Source organism: Snodgrassella alvi, from assembly GCF_002777855.1.
In the GTDB taxonomy this organism is placed as follows: Bacteria; Pseudomonadota; Gammaproteobacteria; order Burkholderiales; family Neisseriaceae; genus Snodgrassella; species Snodgrassella alvi_E.
The window spans coordinates 15,809-35,394 of the sequence record NZ_MEIK01000034.1 but is presented as its reverse complement, the minus strand read 5'-3'; the positions used below and the strand labels follow the sequence as shown (position 1 = coordinate 35,394).

Sequence of the window (19,586 nt, the reverse complement as noted above, 5' to 3'; positions counted from 1 at the left end):
CTTAGTTTTGATCGCCGTCAATAATCGTGGCTGCATCCGGCTGTGCTTTGAGTAATTTTGCCGCCAGAGTAGAGGCACTGCCATGAGTACCGATTACATAGTATGGTGCAATAGCAGCTAGTGGGGCCATCACAAATGCGCGTTCATGCGCACTTGGATGAGGCAATTTCAAATCAGGTTCATTAATGGTCTGATGATTGTAATCAATTACGTCCAGATCGATCATGCGTGGACCATTTGGCACATTGCGCACACGTCCCAGCTTATTTTCCAGTTCTAGCATGGAATGTAGCAATACCTGTGCACTCAAAGTGGTATGCACCAAAACCACCGCATTGACAAAATCAGGCTGGTCAGTCAGTCCCACCGGCTTGGTAAGATAAAGTGGTGAAATTGCCTTTACACGGATACCACTAACCTGATTCAATGCAGCCATAGCTGCTTCAACCTGTTTGCGCGGATTTCCTAGATTAGCGCCCAAAGCAATAACCGCTGTTACTGTTTTCATGCTCCCTCCTGCTTGGATTTGTTAGTGCGTTTATTACGATTTCGTTTCGATTTTGTAGAGGTTGTTTTTACCTGCATCGCAGTGTGAATCAGCTCTTCACGCTCTGCATCCGTTCCCTGCTGAAAATTCTGCCACCACTGCACAGTTTCCTGAGCCACTTCGCCAAGATTGGCGCGCAGACACAGAAAATCAAAAGCAGCACGAAAGCGCGGCTGAGCAAGTAGACGATATGGCCGTCCACCGCGCATTATTTCAAATTGCGGTTGCAGAGACCAGATTTCACGCATAGTAACACCATAGCGCTGTGGTACACCCCAGTGTTTATCTATATGCTGACGTTCGGAAGCCATGGCAGCATGCATGGCTCCATTACTGCGCATACCGCGCGCCTGTTGTTGTATCCAAGCTTCACGCATATGCGGCCACAATACTGCCGCCAGTACAAATCCCATGGAAACGGACTTATCCGCACGCAGACGCTCATCAGTATTTTGCAGAGCCAGCGCAGCTATGTGCTCACTGCCGCCTGCTCCAGGCATCAGTGCATCCAAGAGCGGATGAATATTTTTCAAACCCAATATATCCATCTGACGCAGACATGCTTGCGCATAACCACTGAATAAAATCTTTAACACTTCATCAAATAGCCGTGCCGGTGGCTCCCGCTGAAGCAACTGCGCACATTCGGCAATTGGTTTGGATGTCTGTCTATCAACCGTAAATCCAAGTTTGCCTGAGAGTCTGGCTGCACGCAACATGCGAACTGGATCTTCCTGATAACGTTCCTGCGGATTGCCAATCATCACCAGACGACGGTTGCGGATATCCTCCACGCCATGATGAAAATCCAAAATGACCTGTCTATGTGGATCATAATAAAGTGCGTTGGCGGTAAAATCGCGACGCATGGCGTCCTGTTCCAGCGTACCAAAACTTACATCTTTCATAATCCGCCCCAGCTCATTATGGCTACTGACGGCACCACCACGGAAAGTTGTAACTTCAATGGTTTCTGGCCCCACCATGACATGTACAATCGGAAAGCGTCGGCCAATAATGCGGCTGCGTCTGAATAGTTTACGCACCTGTTCGGGCGTGGCATTGGTGGCGACATCATAATCTTTGGGAGACACACCCAATAGCAAATCCCGCACTGCTCCACCTACCACATAAGCCTCATAGCCTTCTTTCTGCAAACGGGATATCACTTTTTCCGCAGCGAAACTCAGCTCATCCGCCTTAATATGATGTTGTGCAAAGGGTATTTCCCGTTTTCTGCCTTTACTGACAGTCTTACGCGGCAAAACCCTGTGTAACCACTTTTTTAGCATAGAAAATACATAAGCTTATGAAAAAATACTCGCGTGCCACAGCAAACACGACCACTAAAACAGCGTAGTATAACCTATCTATTCGTTTCTCATCATTGTTAGCAGACCAAACACGTACAATTCTGCCTGCTTCTTCACCAGTATGGTGCACTTTGTATATAATAATACACCTGTTTCTAAATAACATATGCAAGAAGAAACTTATATGTATAACTATCAGTCTGACACAACCCAATTTCTGAATAAATACTTAAATGAACACCCAGAGGAAGCTCAGGCTCAGATCCAGCATCGTGGCTTGCTGTGGGATGTTCAGCTAAATTCCGAAGATGAAGCAAATTTTGCTGCCGCCAAACTGCCAAAAAAAGGCTATACCTATTTAACCGAATAATCTCCTGCCGACCTGTCATGAGTCAACGAGCTGGTGTGAATAGTCCTGCGCTTAATACTTATCTGGCGGACGTAAATCCCCAAGAGCACCCTTTACTGGTACAACTGCGTGCTGAAACAGCTCGGCACCGCAAAGGAAATATGAGTATTGCGCCCGAGCAGGCACAGTTGATGACATGGTTAGCAACGCTGATACAAGCACGCCATTATCTTGAAATCGGTGTTTTTACCGGCTACAGCAGCACTGCCATGGCACTAGCTTTGCCGGAAAACGGTCACATAACTGCCTGTGATATTAATGTCACTTACACCGATATCGCCCGCCGTTACTGGCAAGAAGCCAATGTCAGTCACAAAATACAGCTTTATTTACAACCAGCCTTGATAACGTTGGATAAACTGATTGCGGCAGGACAAAGCAATCAATATGACATAGCTTTGATTGATGCCGATAAACCGCCAACACCTCACTATTATGAACGCTGCCTGCAATTGGTTCGCTCTGGCGGCATTATTGCCATAGATAATGTACTGCTGCATGGGCGTGTGGCTCAACCTGCAACCACGCACGAACCAGAAAGCGTTCAGATTATGCGTTCATTTAATGCCAGCCTGAAACATGATTCGCGTGTGCAGCCACTAACCATCCCACTGGGTGATGGCCTGACCTTGATGCAGAAAAAATAATAACAATCACCTAGAGGAGAGCAGCACCAAATGTTCTTATTTAATTATCGTTATCTATTGCTGGCTGCACTGGCTATGATAACCATCAGCTCATGCAGTACCATGAGTACCTCCTCTGCCCCTGAAAATACAACTAATTCAGACGCGCCTGCACCGTATACCCTTCAGACAGCAGACCAATTGAGCCAAATGAAAACTCAGATAATGAGTCTGCAAAGTCAGGTAACCAGCCTACAAAATCAATTGAATGATTTACGCCAGCAACAATCAACCCTATCGCGTTATTTAAATGTACATATTCAGCCTGCTCGGGTGAATCCAATAAAAAATACTGGCAATAGCGATAATACAGATGAAGCCCGACGCCTCTACAACGCCGGACTATATGCTCAGAGTATCAGACTTTTAAAAAATGCAGATAGCGGCAGCAATGGCAGCAAGCTGGCACAGGAGCGCATGTGGTTGCTACTACAAAGCCATATGCGTCTAAATAATTGCGAATCGGTTATCAATATCGGCAAACGCTTCAGCAATTTGTTTCCACAAAATAGCCAAACGCCCAATGCCCTATATCAGGTGGCACAATGCCAGACACATTTACAGCAGCAGGATATTGCCCGTACCACCTATCAACGCATTATCAGTAACTATCCCACTAGTAATGCAGCAAATAAAGCCAAGCATCAACTGAAAAAATAATTTACAAACAGAAGAGCAAAACATGAATATTCCTCAAATCGGCATCATCATGGGCAGCAACAGCGATTATCCGGTAATGCAGCAAGCAGAACAGTTTTTACAACAATTCAGCATACCTTATGAAATAAAAGTGGTTTCTGCACACCGCACCCCAGATTTAATGTTTGAATATGCCGAAAATGCACGCTCCAGAGGACTCAAAGCCATTATTGCTGGTGCCGGTGGTGCGGCGCATTTGCCCGGCATGGTAGCCGCGAAAACCACACTGCCAGTACTGGGTGTACCGATTCCAAGCAAATATATGCATGGCGAGGATTCCTTGATGTCTATTGTACAAATGCCCAAAGGGGTACCGGTAGCCACCTTTGCCATCGGCGAGGCCGGTGCAGCCAATGCAGCCCTATTTGCCATTGCAATGCTGGCAAACAACAATCCCCAGCTAGCTCAGAAACTCACGGAATTTCGAGAAAATCAAAGACAAAATGTTTTAGCGATGAATTTACCCAGTCAGCCAGCCTGATAAATCAAGAATTGGCCTGCACTCATGCTAAATAGCGTTTATTTTCTTCCACACAGTTTGCATCTTTAACAGACTCTTTCTGATAATGATCTCTTAATACTGGTCATAGCTGCTGTTTCTAAGCCATAAGAGTGAGAAAATTAGCTACAGTAGCTTTTTAGTATCAGCTTCCTACCAGTCTATAAATAAAAAAGCGGTTGCCACACCATAGCAGCAACCGCTATTAATCTGCAATACCATTATTTTTCGGTACGCAAATCCTTACGCAGAATTTTGCCTACCGCTGATTTAGGCAGTTCTTCACAAAATTCAATGTCCTTCGGTATTTTATATCCGGTCAGATTCTGGCGACAGTATGCAATAATTTGCTCACGTGTCAGTGCAGGGTCACGCTTAACGACAAATAATTTTATCGCCTCACCTGTTTTTTCATTTGGCACACCGATACAGGCTACTTCCAATACCTCTGGCATAGCAGCTACTATTTCTTCAATTTCATTCGGATAAACATTAAATCCCGATACCAAAATCATGTCTTTTTTACGGTCAACTAAACGTACATAACCTTTGGCATCGATTTCTGCCATATCACCGGTAGCGACAAAGCCACGGCTATCCAATACTTTGGCCGTTTCCTCAGGGCGGTTCCAGTAGCCCTTCATTACCTGTGGTCCCTGTACCCACAACTCTCCTACTTCACCTATGCCCAGTACTTTACCGTTGTCATCTCGAATTTCAATATCGGTATTGGATACTGGTAAACCGGCTGTACCCGTGTATTCAGGATTATTTAACGGATTGGCGCACACGCCTGGGCTGGCCTCTGTCAGACCATAGGCATCGATAATCGGCACACCAGTAATCGCTTTCCATTCCTGCGCCACATTTTTCTGCGTCGCCATCCCGCCACCCAAAACCAGCTTCCATGATGAAAAATCAATTTTTTTGAATTCTTCATTATGAATCAGAGCATTGAATAGCGTATTTACCCCGCTCATTACCGTGACACGATTACTTTGGAGTACTTTAACCAGCGCATTGATATCACGCGGATTGGTAATCAGAATATTTTTAGAGCCGGCATTGGCAAATATCATGATATTCACAGTAAGCGAAAAAATATGATAAAGCGGAAGCGGTGTTACTACCACTTCCTGCCCCGGTACCAGATTGGCCTTAATCCACTCTGATGCTTGCTGCATATTGGCAACAATATTTCCATGAGTCAGCATTGCACCTTTGGATATACCTGTTGTTCCACCCGTATACTGCAATAAGGCCAAATCCTCCAGCCCAAGCGGCACTGGCGTAAAGCGCTGCTTTTTACCCAATGCCAGCGCTTGCGGAAAAGTAATGGATTGCGGAATATGAAATGGTTTCACCATTTTTTTGACTTTGCGCAGCATGAAATTCACCAGCGTGCCTTTCATCCAGCCCAACATATCTCCCATACTGGCGACAATTACCTGTTTTAGCGATGTCTGCTCCAGCACTTTTTCCACCGTATGTGCAAAATTTTCCAGCACAATAATGGCCGTCGCACCTGAATCAATTAGCTGATGCGCCAGTTCACGCGGTGTGTACAGAGGATTGACATTAACCACTACGCCGCCAGCCTGCAATACCCCGAACACAGCCACTGGATACTGCAGCACATTCGGCATCATAATTGCCACGCGCTCACCCTTTTGCAGCTTAAGCACATTCTGCAAATAAGAAGTAAACTGATTCACCAAAGTCGCAGTCTGCGTATACGTTAGAGTGGTACCCATGTTAGAAAAACTCGGCTGCGGTCCGAACTTCTTCACACTGGTGTGCAGCACGTCAATAATTGACGAATAAGCACGAACATCCACTTCTGCGCGCACCCCTTCCTGATAACTTTGTAACCAGATTTTTTCCATTATCTTTTTTCCTTTGCAACAATGCGCCTGATTTAATGTGAAGTAAGGGAACATCAGTCTAAACAGACTGTAAAGAAAACATCAAATCAGTACGACTGCATCATTGCTAGCAAGATGATTGCCCAATTATAGGCAATCGGTTGAAATTAAATTAATTATTATTAATACTGTGGCTATCGGTATCGCTGATAATACCACCACCCAAACACATTTCGCCAGCATATAGGACGGCTGACTGGCCTGGTGTCACAGCCCATTGCGGTTCATCAAATACAAGCTCAGCACTGCCGTTATCAAGATAGCGCAAAGTAGCGGAAGCATCCGGCATGCGGTAACGCGTTTTCACTCCGTAGCGACCTTCAGCCGGCTGCTCAGGCGTTGTAAAACTTAGATCGTGCATAATCAGGCTACGGCTGAATAGAAGCGGATGGTTATGCCCCTGTACCACCAAAAGTTCATTTCTTTTCAGATTTTTTCCAGCCACAAACCATGGTTCGCCATCACCGCCGATGCCTAGCCCTTTACGCTGACCCAACGTGTAATACATCAGACCTTCATGTTCACCTACTACTTTTCCTTCCGGTGTGACCATTGCACCCGGATTGGTAGGTAAATATCGTTGTAAAAACTGCCTAAACGGCCGTTCTCCGATAAAACAGATACCTGTGCTGTCTTTTTTCGTTGCTGTCGGCAACTGTGCCTGCTCCGCCAAACAGCGTACTTCAGTTTTTTCAAGTTCGCCCAACGGAAATAATGCTCGTTGCAGCTGATAAGGCTGGAGGCGATAGAGAAAATAGCTTTGGTCTTTGTTTTGGTCGAGCCCTTTAAGCAGATAATGCACACCATCGCGCACCTCTTTGCGGGCATAATGACCAGTAGCAATTACATCAGCACCACCGGCCAGAGCATGGTCCAGAAAACATTTGAATTTAATTTCCGCATTGCACAGCACATCCGGATTTGGTGTGCGCCCTGCCTGATATTCCTGTAGAAAGTAGGCAAAGACATTATCTTTATACTGGCTGGCAAAATTGACAATGTCTATATCCATACCAATCACATCGGCCACTGTAACAGCGTCAAGTGAGTCCTGCTTGATGGAGCAATACTCGTCATCGTTATCGTCTTCCCAGTTTTGCATGAAAACACCGCGCACATCATAACCGCCCTGTTTGAGCAGCAGGGCAGTCACCGATGAATCCACACCACCAGACATTCCAACAACAATGCGTTGAGATAAATCAGCTTTTGTATTCATTTACATTTATCCAAAATCGGCGCCGATTTTGCCACAGCCGGAGCATAGCGACAACTTACAGGCAGCATTAATACTGCATAAGGCTTACTAACCGCCAGCATAAACACACAATACACTGCAATAAACATTAATGTGTTTACACAAGCAAACATCAATTTGAGTAGGAACAAAATAAAAAACACAGGCTGTCATCACTGCGTAATCTGCCTTAAGCAAATTAATCACAATCCCGACAGCCTGTGCAAATGCAAATCAGACTCAGTTCTGATGCAGGCGGTGCAATACTTCATCCCGCCCCAGTAAAGCCAATACCTGATCAATCGACGGCGTTTTGCCAGTACCACAGACTGCCAGCCGCAATGGCATACCCAATTTACCCATTTTAATATTTTCTGCTTCACAGAATGGCGCAAACAAGGCATGTATACTTTCCGCATCCCACTGCGGTAGCTTTTCCAGCTCAGCGGCAAAACGCTGCATTCGTACCGGTGCATCCATATCCCAGTGTTTAGCCACTTCTTTTTCACTCGGTGTGGCTTTGACATAAAAATAGCTACATTCTGAGGCTAGCTGATTCAAATCCTGAGCTCGTTCCTTTACCAAAGCTATTACATCGGTCAAAGCAGGCTGTTCAGCCACCGCAATGCCCTGCTGTTCTAATCGTGGGCGTACCAGTTCAGCCAGACGTGTATCATCACTGGCTTTGATGTGCTGAGCATTCAGCCACAGCAACTTTTCATGGTCGAAACGGCTGGCAGAAGGGCTGACATCCTTTAAATCAAACCATTGCACAAACTGAGCCATCGTGAAAAATTCGTCATCACCATGCCCCCAGCCCAAGCGTGCCAGATAATTCAACAGAGCTTCTGGCAGAATACCCTGTTTATCATAATCCACCACACTAACTGCATCACGGCGCTTACTCATTTTCGCGCCTTTTTCATTCAAAATCATTGGCAGATGTGCATACTGTGGCAGCGTGGCTCCCATAGCACGCAGAATATTAATCTGTTTCGGGGTGTTATTAACGTGATCATCACCACGGATAACCTGCGTAATCCCCATATCATAATCATCTACCACCACACAGAAATTATAGGTAGGGGTACCATCGGCGCGGGCAATAATCAGGTCATCTAAATCTTGATTGGCTATAGCAATATGGCCTTTGACCAAATCATCCCATGCCGTTTCACCAGTCAGCGGCATTTTAAATCGCACTACCGGCTGCACACCCTCTGGTATTGCAGGTAGAGTTTTACCCTCGTCGGGACGCCAGCGCCGGTCGTACCAGAAATGTTCGCCACGTGCTTCTGCTTCCTGCCGCATCGCTTCCAGCTCTTCACGGCTGGTGTAGTCATAATAGGCATGGCCAGAAGCCAGTAGCTCACGCAATACTTCCGCATAGCGGTCAAAACGCTGCGTCTGATAAAACGGACCTTCATCATAGTCCAGACCTACCCAGTGCATTCCATCCAAAATTGCCTGCACCGATTCAGCAGTAGAGCGTTCCAAATCTGTGTCTTCAATGCGTAACACAAATTTACCCTGATGTTTACGCGCAAATGCCCATGAAAACAAAGCCGTGCGCACACCGCCAATATGTAGAAAACCGGTAGGACTGGGAGCAAAACGAGTACGTATCATGATAACCATTTCAGACGCAGAAAAACCGCTATTGTACGCGTAAGCCAGCCTGAACAAAACCCGTTCATGCTATGCTTGCTATTGCTACCCATAAGCTTTGGAAAGGCGGAATCTTTATGACAACACCGAAACATCTGGCTGTTTACTACACTGGCGGCACCATCGGCATGCAGTCCACTCCTGCCGGATTAGCGCCGGCAAACGATCTGCCGCGTCTGGCCGCCCCCATCTTTCAGGAATTTAGTGAAGAAGTACATTGTGATTGGTTTATCAGCGACCCCTTGATTGATTCGTCTGCCATTACCTTGAGCAACTGGCAACATTGTTTAGAATGGATAGACAGCAAAGCTACAGATTATGATGGTTTGCTGATTCTGCATGGTACTGACACCATGGCTTATACTGCCAATATCATCGCACTGGCACGGCCACAGCTAGGTATTCCTCTTATCTTGACTGGCGCTATGCTGCCACTAGCAGCTGATAACAGCGATGTCCCACTGAATCTGCGCACAGCATTGGCCGCGTTTAGCTTACGCGATTTTAATCAGACTGCTATCGCATTCAACGGCCAGCTCTGGCCAGCAATTGGCAGTGTAAAAATCAGTACCGAGCGGCCGGAGGCTTTTGCCAACCCACAATTTGGTACACTGGCACAATGGTCGGCTACCGAAGGTTGGTTTAACACTAACCTTCCAGCCACACCCCCCTCTACTGCACCGGCAAGCTACGGCATTAGCAACACCGTTCGAATCCATTGTTTTACCCTTACGCCGGGAGCCAATCTAGACATGATTAGCGCCAGCCTAAATCAAAACGCGCCGGACGGAGTGGTACTGCAAAGCTACGGCAATGGCAATACACCAACTGATGCAAGCTTTCTGGCAGCCATTCGACACATCAGTCAACAATCCATACCGGTATTAAATATCAGCCAAGTTTTGCAAGGCAACGCCTCCGCAGTTTATGCCCAAGGAAATGAACTGCGCGCTGCTGGCGTGATTAATGGCGGTAAATGCAACCTGGAAACCGCTGTAGCCATTCTGACTCTTGCCGCTAGCAATCATTGGAGTAAAGAAAAAATTGAAAATCTCTTAGAAGAGCAGCAGCTGATTTAAACGGTTCTACTATGGAGCAGGATAATTTGTCGAAACCAACTTGTTATCCTGCATATCCCGATACACTAAAAAAAATATTATATTTGTTTTTATCTTAATAACATTATTAATAAAAAAATTTTTTGATTAACAAATAAAATCCTCTATTTTCATTCTCATGTATTTCCACTATCACCTGTATCCTGTTTGAAATATTATTATCAAGCATTTATATTCACTATTTAATTTATATATTAACAATTTAACTGATCGCGCTTTACATATTAAACAGCCATTGGGTACCAGCTTTTACAATGTATCAGCAGATATGTGATATAACACTTTTATTTCAGTATAGATAAATTAAACGTGGAAGAAAAAATTAGTTTAAAACAAAAGGCCTATATTATTCTTGGTTCTTTTCTGGTGGCCGCATTCATTATTGGTATTGCCGGTGCGCTACAGGCACCCACTCTCAGCCGTTATCTGGCGAAAGAAGTGCAAGCTAACCCCTATCAAATTGGCCTATTTTATTCAGTCAATGCCATTGCTGGTATTGTTGTGAGTTTTCTTCTGGCGCAATATTCTGATAATAAAGGTATCCGCCGCAATATTATTTTATTCTGTTGTCTGATGGGCATCGGTAACTGTATCACCTTCGCTTTTTCACGCCACTATCTATTACTTATATCTGTGGGTATCTTTTTTTCCGCATTTACGTCAGCTGCGATGCCGCAGATTTTTGCTTCAGCACGTGAATATACCGACCATACCGGACGTAATGTCGTTGTATTCAACGGCATACTCCGCGCCCAGTTATCATTAGCATGGGTTATCGGACCGCCCTTATCCTTTACATTGGCAGTTAAATATGGTTTTACCACCATGTATCTGAGTGCAGCGGCTATGTTCTTGGTTGCCCTACTAATTATTTTTATGTTTTTTCCTGCTATCAGACATTCTGCTCCAGTCAGCAAACCTTCAGAACCAAAAGAAAAAATATTTCGCAACCGCAACGTGATGTTTTTATTTATCGCTTCAATCAGCATGGGCACAGCCAATATGATGTATTTAATTGACATGCCGCTGTATCTGAACCAGATTTTACCATCCGCCCCATCCCTGCCCGGACATTTAATGGGCGTAGCCGCAGCCATTGAAATTCCGGCCATGCTGGTGGCTAGCATGCTGGTACCGCGTTTTGGAAATAAAAACCTAATTTGCTTTGCCGTAATATGTGGCATCATTTTCTATATAGGCATGATTATCAGTCAGAAAGAATGGATTCTGATTGCGCTACAACTATTCAATGGCCTGTTTATCGGTATTGTAGCCAGTATTGGACTGATATATTTTCAGGACCTGCTGCCTGGGCGGACAGGAGTAGCCTCAACACTATTTAATAACTGTATTTCGTGCAGCATTATTCTGGCCGGTATGTTGCAAGGCACCGCTTCTGCCAATTTTGGTCATCATTTAATTTATATCCTTGCTTTAATCATGGTATCGGTTTCCCTGATTTTCTGCCTAATAATTACCAATCCGGTACATAAGACCAAACACCTAAAAAATTGATTCATACATCCTGAGCCATTTCTGGCCATCTTTCAGGCTGAACTCAACGGTTCAGCTTTTTTACAGCATATACGTAAACCAAGATTTTTGTATGGCGAGCGTTCATCAGAAAAAATAATATATGCATAAATTAAGCAATTAAATAACCATATTAAATCAGTTTGTAATATTAATTACCAACATTAATACAGATAAAATTATATAATTCCACTCATTCAGCATTTAAAACCATAATTTTTGCACATGCATCTTTCAGCTGCATTGACAGTGCAAATTTAATCCCGTAACTTATCAAAAAAATCCAAATCTTCTTTTTGGTTAAATAAATACAGTCAGTTAGTGACATAGTTACATCGCATTACCCTACTTTCTGTAAGCGAAAACACCAGCTCAGGCCGGTCTACATTTTTCTGGAGAGAATTTTATGAATCAAACAAGCAACGTGCGTCAGCGCCAGCTGGCTGCCGCCCCGCGTGGTGTTGGCTTTATGTGTGACTTTTATATTGATCACGCTAAAAATGCCGAATTTTGGACACCAGAAGGCAAACGTTATATTGATTTTGCCGGTGGCATCGGCGTCCTCAATACCGGCCACCTACATCCTAAAGTACAACAGGCTGTGGCCGACCAGTTGCAGAAATTTTCTCATACCTGCTTTAATACCGTGCCGTATGAGCTGTATGCCAAAGTCGCCGAAAAAATCAATGCACGTGCGCCCATCTCCGGCGATAAACGTACAATGTTTGTTACTTCCGGTGCCGAAGCAGTAGAAAACGCCATCAAAATTGCTCGAGCCTATACCAAACGGCGCGGCGTCATTGCTTTCAATGGTGCTTTTCATGGCCGTACCAATCTAACCATGGCTTTAACCGGTAAAATTGCCCCTTATAAAGTTGATTTTGGGCCATTTCCAGCCGACATCGTTCATGCGCCCTATCCCAACGCTTTACATGGCGTGAGCATAGAGGATGCCCTTCATGGTCTGCATAATATTTTTAAATGCCATCTGGCCGCCAGCGACGTTGCAGCTATCATCATCGAAGTAGTACAAGGTGAAGGAGGCTTCAATGTTACCCCAAATGAATTCCTGCGCGCTTTACGACAGCTAGCAGATGAACACGGCATTGTGCTGATTTTTGATGAAATCCAATCTGGTTTTGCCCGTAGCGGCAAGCTGTTCGCCACAGAATGGACAGGTGTTGAACCCGATTTAATGACTATTGCCAAATCTCTGGCCGGTGGATTTCCCTTATCAGGCGTAGTGGGCAAAGAAGTTATTATGAATGCACCTGTAGTCGGTGGTCTGGGTGGTACCTATGCAGGTAGCCCGCTGGGTCTGGCTGCGGCTGATGCAGTGATCGATGTGATTGAAACCGAAAAATTGTGTGAACGCGCCACAGTGCTGGGCAACCGTTTAAAGGAACGCTTCAACAGTCTGAAACAAACCATACCGGAAATTGCCGAAGTACGCGGCCCTGGCTCCATGGTTGCACTGGAGCTAGTGAAAGCAGGCACGTCCGAACCCAATGCCGAAATGACCAAAAAAGTTCAGCAGTTAGCACTTGAAAATGGACTGATGATTCTCACTTGCGGCCAGTACTATAACGTCATCCGCTGCCTGTACCCGCTCACCATTGAAGACAATGTATTTGATGAAGCACTAAACATACTTGAAGCAGCTGTGCGTCAGGCTCAATAATAACTACTCACAAGCTGCCGGTGCTCACCGCATATTTGGCAGCCTGTAATGTCTGATACAGTTAATTTGGAAAAAAAATTATGCAACTGCATGATCCTGCACTTTTAAAAACCCAATGTCTGATAAATGGCCAATGGGTAAATGCTGATAACAGCGCTGTTATTTCAGTTATAAATCCGGCCAACGGACACAATCTGGCCGATGTACCACGCATGGGCGCCGCAGAAGCAGAACGTGCTGTCGCCGCGGCACAGGCTGCCTTGAAACCATGGCAGGCCAAATCAGCCAAAGAACGCAGTAATCTGCTGCGCCGCTGGTTTGAGCTGATGATGCAGTATCAGGAGGATTTAGGCATTATCCTAACCTCAGAACAAGGCAAACCTTTAGCCGAAGCCAAAGGTGAAATTGCCTATGGTGCATCTTATCTAGAATGGTATGCCGAAGAAGCCAAACGCATTTACGGCGACACCATACCAGCACCATCCAAAGACAAACGCATTATGGTACTCAAGCAGCCGGTAGGTGTGTGTGCCGCGATTACCCCGTGGAACTTTCCCAATGCCATGATTACGCGCAAAATTGCGCCGGCGCTGGCTGCTGGGTGTACTTTTGTTATCCGTCCTGCATCACAAACCCCGCTCTCTGCACTGGCTATTGCCGAACTAGCTCAACGTGCTGGCATTCCTGCCGGCGTAGTAAATGTTATCACTGGCAGCTCAAGTGAAATCGGCAAAGTACTTACCGAAGACGAACGGGTGAAAAAATTCAGCTTCACCGGTTCCACCGAAGTAGGCCGCAAACTGATTGCGCAATGTGCCGGCACCGTGAAAAAAGTTTCCATGGAGCTGGGCGGCAATGCACCATTTATCGTATTTAACGATGCCGATATCGATGCCGCCGTTGAAGGCGCAATGATTTCCAAATTCCGAAATGCCGGCCAGACTTGTGTCTGTGCCAACCGTTTATACGTACAAAGCGCAGTTTACGATGAGTTTGTCAGCAAACTGGCTCAGGCCATCGCTAAACTGAAAATCGGCAATGGGCTAGAACAAGATGTCACTGTCGGTCCCTTGATTGACGCCAGTGCTGTAAACAAGGTTCAAGAACACATTGCTGACGCAGTAAGCAAAGGTGCAGAAATTGTAACCGGAGGTACTGCAGACCATCACGGCGAACTCTTCTTTCAGCCCACCCTGCTGAAAAATGTGACACAGGCAATGAAAGTGGCACGTGAAGAAACCTTCGGTCCGTTGGCACCGGTATTCCGCTTCGACAACGAAGAAGAAGTGGTCAGCTGGGCAAACGATACAGAATTCGGACTGGCCAGCTATTTTTACAGTCGAGACATCGGCCGTATCATTCGTGTCAGCGAAAATCTGGATTATGGCATGGTAGCCATCAATACCGGCCTGTTGTCGAATGAAGCTGCTCCATTTGGTGGCGTCAAACAATCAGGCCTTGGACGTGAAGGGTCCAAATACGGCATTGAAGATTACCTAGAAATCAAATACATATTACTGGCCGGTATCGATCAGTAAATTCTGAATCTGCGGCAGCATCCTTTCATGCTGCCGCATTCCCCGCTGCAATTATAAAAATCCTGAATGCTTTGCATAAATCAGGAAGACTTTTTGCGGGTTGCAATTGACTTAATTAAGTCAGTCCAGCACTTATTCTTTTAGAGGAGAAAACATTGAGTACATCATCAACATTAAAAAATGGACTGAAATCCCGTCACTTGACCATGATATCTATAGCTGGCGTAATTGGTGGCGCCCTTTTTATCGGTTCGGGTTCAGTAATTTTTCATACCGGTCCGGCTGCCATATTGGCTTATGCTGCTGGTGGTCTATTGGTGATGCTGATTATGCGAATGCTCGGTGAAATGGCCGTGGCTCATCCTGACAGTGGCTCTTTTTCCACATATGCCGATATTGCCATCGGCCGCTGGGCTGGATTCAGTATTGGCTGGCTTTACTGGTATTTTTGGGCTCTACTAATGGGCTGGGAAGCTTATGTAGCCGGTAAAATTCTTAACAACTGGTTTCCGCTGATACCCATTTGGGGCTACATGCTGGCAGTAACCATCGCATTAGTCATCATCAATCTAATGGATGTTAAAAATTACGGCGAATTTGAATTCTGGTTCGCCCTTATCAAAGTAGTCGCCATTGTTCTATTTCTGATTATAGGTAGTCTGGCCATCATGCATTTATGGCCATGGGGACAGGCAGATGCACAAGGATGGTCGCATTTAACCGGTCAGGGCTTTATGCCCAATGGCATCTCATCCGTGGTTACCGCACTGCTTGGGGTTATGTTTGCTTATATAGGAGCTGAAATCGTTACTGTTGCCGCTGCTGAATCCAGCCATCCAGCTACAGAAATCCGCAAAGCAACCAAATCTGTAGTCTGGCGCATTATTCTGTTTTATGTAGGTTCAATTTTTATCACCGTGTGCCTGATTCAATACAACGACCCACATCTGAAGGATGCCACTTGGGGCACATACAGCGTGGTACTTACTTCTCTCGGTATTCCACAGGCACGTCACATTGTTAACTTCGTTGTACTTACATCCGTACTCAGTTGTTTTAATTCCGCTCTATACACCTGCTCACGCATGCTCTATTCATTAGCCAAACGCGGCGATGCCCATCAAATAATGGCCTATACTTCAAAAAACGGCAGCCCACAAATTGGCGTATTAGTATCCTGTGTCTTTACCTTATTGGCCGTATACCTTACCGCCACAGCTAAAATGAATGTTTACGACGTATTGATGACCGCTACCGGCACCATTGCTCTGTATGTCTATCTGGCCATTAGCTTCTCACAATTATTTCTACGCAAAAAATTGGAAAAACAGGGAAAAATCATTAGTTTTAAAATGTGGTGCTTTCCTTGGCTCACCTCTTTGGTTATCGCTCTAATTATTGCATCCATCATCACCATGATATTTGAAGGCACCTATAAATATGAAGTAATCTACACCAGCATACTGGCAGGCGTCATCCTGCTGATGGGTATGTTGGCTCAGGTATTCAAAATCGGCAGCAACCGAACCCGTATTGAATAAACCAAATCGACATCCCATGCAGAAAATTTAATAATCTGAAAAATATTGATACAGCTTAACCGAACTAAATAAATTGTGAATTTATTTACCATCACCAGCTGCAATTCAGTACACTATTCATTTTCAGATTTAAACTGAGCACAATGATTACACAAGAACAATGTCAGCAATGGGATGCTAAAGACACACTGGCAATATTTAAAAACCAGTTTGAATTACCACAAGGGGTCATCTATCTGGATGGTAATTCTCTCGGTGCCAAGCCCCGTCAGGCCACTGAGCAAGCACAGGCTGTAATTAATCAACAATGGGGCACAGACCTGATTAATAGCTGGAACAAAGCCGGCTGGTGGGATTTGCCGGTGCGGCTTGGCAACAAAATCGGCCAGCTCATAGGGGCTAGAGAAAATGAAACCGTCGTTACAGATACCACCAGCCTTAATCTTTTTAAAGTACTGGCAGCCGCGGTCGATATTCAGCAACAAAAAGACAACCGCCGTAAAATCATTATTGCCGAACGTGATTCCTTCCCCACAGATATCTACATGATTGAAGGATTCATGGCGCTGATTAATCAGGGCTATCAACTCCAATTAATCGATACACCGGCTGATCTGGCCGATAGCATTAATCAGCATACTGCCGTGGTTGTGCTGTCACATGTCAATTATCGTACCGGCTACCTGCACAACATGGCATCCACCAATGAACTTGTTCATAGCCATGGCGCACTGCTTATTTGGGACTTATGTCATTCCATAGGTGCCGTACCCATTGATTTAAACAGCAGCAATAGCGACTTTGCCATAGGCTGTACCTATAAATACCTAAATGGTGGCCCCGGTGCACCTGCCATGCTATGGGTGCATCATCGCTATCAAACCGCATTCAGCCAGCCATTATCAGGCTGGTGGGGACACGAAAAACCGTTTGATATGGCAGTTAGCTATACACCGGCGGACAATATTCGCCGTTACCTCTGTGGAACACAGCCCATAGTCTCCATGAGTTTGATAGAGTGTGGCGTTGATATTTTTCTGCAAACCGATATGCAAGCCGTACGACACAAATCGCTGCAACTGACTGATTTACTCATCAATCTCACTGAGCAGGAATGTGCCGGCCTCGGACTTACCTTGATTACCCCGCGCAAACATGAGCATCGCGGCAGTCACGTTAGCCTACGCCATCCACATGGTTATGCCATCGTTCAGGCACTGATTGCGCGCGGGGTAATTGGTGACTATCGCGAACCCGAAGTAATCAGGCTCGGCGTCACACCGCTATACCTGAGCTATACCGATATTTGGCAGGCTGTTCAGCATTTGAAACAAGTATTGATCAATCAGGAATGGGCACAGCCTAAGTTTCATACACGTGGACAAGTAACCTGATAGACCATTCTTTCATTCAGACAGCTAAAAGCCGAGCGTGAATCTTCTGCTCGGCTTGTGCATCTCATCCTAAGGAAAAAAGATGAGCAATTTCGAGCGTATACAGTCGCGGGAAACCGGCCTGCATAAAAAACTATCTGCCAGCCAGATGAGCATGATTGCCATTGGCGGTGCCATTGGTACCGGCTTGTTTTTAGGCAGCAAATTTGCTATCGGCTTTGCCGGCCCTGCAGTAATTATCAGCTATACCCTTGGCGGACTAATTGCATTGGCACTTATGGGCTGTCTGGCAGAAATGACCGTCCAGCACCCAACATCCGGCTCATTTGGCGCTTATGCTGAATTCTATCTGCACCCACTGGCCGGCTTTCTGGTACGCTACAGTTACTGGGCTTGCATCGTATTAGCCGTAGGTACAGAAGTCACCGCCATTGCCGAATACATGAAATTCTGGTTTCCGCAAGTAGATTCATGGATATGGATAGCCCTGTTTTCCTGCTGTTTGATTGGCGTCAATGCTTACAGTGTTAAAGCATTTGGTTCAGTAGAGTACTGGTTCTCAACCATTAAAATATTTGCCATCATAGTATTCATTTTGCTGGCAGTGGCTGTATTGGTATCACAAGGCAGTATCATCCGCATTGAGCACAATCTGTTTGGCTATGGCTTTGCCCCGCACGGATTTTCGGGTATTTGGACAGGAGTGATTATTTCGATATTCAGCTATCTGGGCATCGAAATGATTGCCATTGCCGCCGGAGAAGCCACTCACCCCGAGCAAGCAGTAAAAACAGCTTTCAAAGGTACACTGGCGCGACTGTTGATTTTTTACTTACTTGCTCTCAGTCTGATAGTAATGCTGGTACCATGGCAGGAACTAATCAAAACAGGTAGTACCAGCCCTTTTGTCACTGTCATGCAAAACGTCGGCATCCCGTATGCAGACAGCATCCTTAATTTTATTGTTATCGTGGCCGCACTTTCTGCAATGAATAGCATGCTCTACATCGCCACACGTATGATGTTCAGCCTGTCTCGCGCCAACGAAGCACCACAAATTCTCGGTAAAGTGAAAAGCAACGGTGTGCCATTGAACGCGCTGGCTTTATCTTCTGCGGGGATTGCTGTAGCGGCACTGGTATATATGTTTAAACCGGAAAGCGCTTTTCCAGTAATGATAGCGTTATCTATGTTTGGTGCTTTGTTCAGTTGGGGCGCCGTATTTTTGACCCATCTGTGTTTTCGTATCCGTATGCAGAGACAGCAGCAGACATTAAAATTTCGTGTACCCGGATTTCCTTATATTACGCTGGCCGGTTTAATATCCATCATCAGTATTCTGGTAACCACATGGTTTACACCGATTTTCCACGCCACTCTTCTATTTGGTCTTCCTTTTCTAGTGTGCTTAGTACTAGCCTATCTCATTCAGGCCTGTCATAAAAAAAGCACAGCGAAGTAAACCTTTCCTATTCAAATACAAAAGCAGCTTCGAGGCCTTACTCTGAAGCTGCTTTTTTATTTCTTAAACATTACCACATATTATTACAAATAGATAAAAATAATTTTCTTAATATACTAAATAAAAATATGCTTTTCAAAGGCAATATAATGAACAATATTTGCATATTTATCTAAAAAATTGTCATTACTACTTCAGCACAAACTTATCATTTATTCAAAATATATAATTTGACTATTTATTTTCTGAGAAAATAGAATCAATAAATATATGAGGGAAATCTATACCGAATAAATATCAGCTAAAGTTTCACAATCATGAGTAGAGTATTATTCA

The 19,586-nt window shown here is 45.1% G+C and carries 16 protein-coding genes; 11 read left to right on the top strand and 5 right to left on the bottom strand.

What is annotated here, in order from left to right:
- Nucleotide 1: 1 nt before the first annotated feature.
- The gene (gene folK / locus BHC43_RS05975; RefSeq protein ID WP_100156802.1) at nucleotides 2-508 is read right to left on the bottom strand and encodes a 2-amino-4-hydroxy-6-hydroxymethyldihydropteridine diphosphokinase; all 507 of its coding nucleotides are present in this window, start codon (nucleotides 506-508) and stop codon (nucleotides 2-4) included.
- The gene (gene pcnB / locus BHC43_RS05970) at nucleotides 505-1,839 is read right to left on the bottom strand and encodes a polynucleotide adenylyltransferase PcnB (protein WP_100139889.1); all 1,335 of its coding nucleotides are present in this window, start codon (nucleotides 1,837-1,839) and stop codon (nucleotides 505-507) included. Before pcnB ends, folK begins: the two co-directional genes overlap by 4 nt.
- A 205-nt stretch (nucleotides 1,840-2,044) precedes the next feature.
- Between pcnB and BHC43_RS05965 the strand changes: the two genes are divergently transcribed.
- Genes BHC43_RS05965 through purE form a run of 4 tightly spaced genes read left to right on the top strand, consistent with a single transcriptional unit; the run spans nucleotide 2,045 to nucleotide 4,135 of the window.
- Complete coding sequence (locus BHC43_RS05965) at nucleotides 2,045-2,230, top strand: DUF3460 family protein (RefSeq protein WP_100156801.1); 186 nt, start codon at nucleotides 2,045-2,047, stop codon at nucleotides 2,228-2,230.
- Nucleotides 2,231-2,247: 17 nt separating this feature from the next.
- Entirely contained in the window at nucleotides 2,248-2,916 is a 669-nt protein-coding gene (locus BHC43_RS05960) for a class I SAM-dependent methyltransferase (RefSeq protein ID WP_100156800.1), read from the top strand.
- A 30-nt stretch (nucleotides 2,917-2,946) separates the two neighbouring features.
- Nucleotides 2,947-3,615 (top strand): tetratricopeptide repeat protein, encoded by a 669-nt coding sequence (locus tag BHC43_RS05955; RefSeq protein ID WP_100156799.1) that lies wholly within the window; start codon nucleotides 2,947-2,949, stop codon nucleotides 3,613-3,615.
- Nucleotides 3,616-3,643: 28 nt separating this feature from the next.
- Nucleotides 3,644-4,135: a 5-(carboxyamino)imidazole ribonucleotide mutase gene (purE, locus tag BHC43_RS05950; protein WP_100157076.1), complete on the top strand. Its 492-nt coding sequence runs from the start codon at nucleotides 3,644-3,646 to the stop codon at nucleotides 4,133-4,135.
- A gap of 239 nt (nucleotides 4,136-4,374) precedes the next feature.
- On the opposite strand, the gene BHC43_RS05945 is transcribed toward purE, so the two are convergent.
- From BHC43_RS05945 to gltX, 3 genes are all read right to left on the bottom strand, one after another.
- Nucleotides 4,375-6,039, bottom strand: a complete 1,665-nt coding sequence (locus BHC43_RS05945; RefSeq protein ID WP_100156798.1) for an AMP-binding protein — start codon at nucleotides 6,037-6,039, stop codon at nucleotides 4,375-4,377.
- A 151-nt stretch (nucleotides 6,040-6,190) separates the two neighbouring features.
- The gene (gene mnmA, locus BHC43_RS05940) at nucleotides 6,191-7,297 is read right to left on the bottom strand and encodes a tRNA 2-thiouridine(34) synthase MnmA (protein WP_100156797.1); all 1,107 of its coding nucleotides are present in this window, start codon (nucleotides 7,295-7,297) and stop codon (nucleotides 6,191-6,193) included.
- A 258-nt stretch (nucleotides 7,298-7,555) separates the two neighbouring features.
- Nucleotides 7,556-8,947: a glutamate--tRNA ligase gene (gltX, locus tag BHC43_RS05935; protein ID WP_180297459.1), complete on the bottom strand. Its 1,392-nt coding sequence runs from the start codon at nucleotides 8,945-8,947 to the stop codon at nucleotides 7,556-7,558.
- Between the two features lie 113 nt (nucleotides 8,948-9,060).
- On the opposite strand from gltX, the gene BHC43_RS05930 reads away from it, so the two are divergent.
- From BHC43_RS05930 to BHC43_RS05900, 7 genes are all read left to right on the top strand, one after another.
- Nucleotides 9,061-10,062 carry an asparaginase gene (locus BHC43_RS05930; RefSeq protein ID WP_100156796.1) on the top strand — a complete coding sequence of 334 codons (1,002 nt, stop codon included), beginning with the start codon at nucleotides 9,061-9,063 and terminating at the stop codon, nucleotides 10,060-10,062.
- 348 nt (nucleotides 10,063-10,410) lie between these two features.
- Nucleotides 10,411-11,616 (top strand): sugar efflux transporter, encoded by a 1,206-nt coding sequence (locus BHC43_RS05925; RefSeq protein ID WP_100156795.1) that lies wholly within the window; start codon nucleotides 10,411-10,413, stop codon nucleotides 11,614-11,616.
- A gap of 424 nt (nucleotides 11,617-12,040) precedes the next feature.
- Nucleotides 12,041-13,315: a 4-aminobutyrate--2-oxoglutarate transaminase gene (gene gabT, locus BHC43_RS05920; protein WP_100139880.1), complete on the top strand. Its 1,275-nt coding sequence runs from the start codon at nucleotides 12,041-12,043 to the stop codon at nucleotides 13,313-13,315.
- Nucleotides 13,316-13,395: 80 nt separating this feature from the next.
- Nucleotides 13,396-14,853: an NAD-dependent succinate-semialdehyde dehydrogenase gene (locus BHC43_RS05915; protein WP_218966476.1), complete on the top strand. Its 1,458-nt coding sequence runs from the start codon at nucleotides 13,396-13,398 to the stop codon at nucleotides 14,851-14,853.
- Between the two features lie 155 nt (nucleotides 14,854-15,008).
- Nucleotides 15,009-16,394, top strand: coding sequence for an amino acid permease (locus BHC43_RS05910; protein ID WP_218966475.1), 1,386 nt, complete (start codon nucleotides 15,009-15,011; stop codon nucleotides 16,392-16,394).
- A 143-nt stretch (nucleotides 16,395-16,537) separates the two neighbouring features.
- Nucleotides 16,538-17,788: a kynureninase gene (kynU, locus tag BHC43_RS05905; protein WP_100156792.1), complete on the top strand. Its 1,251-nt coding sequence runs from the start codon at nucleotides 16,538-16,540 to the stop codon at nucleotides 17,786-17,788.
- An 82-nt stretch (nucleotides 17,789-17,870) separates the two neighbouring features.
- Nucleotides 17,871-19,250 (top strand): amino acid permease, encoded by a 1,380-nt coding sequence (locus tag BHC43_RS05900; protein ID WP_100156791.1) that lies wholly within the window; start codon nucleotides 17,871-17,873, stop codon nucleotides 19,248-19,250.
- Nucleotides 19,251-19,586: the final 336 nt, after the last annotated feature.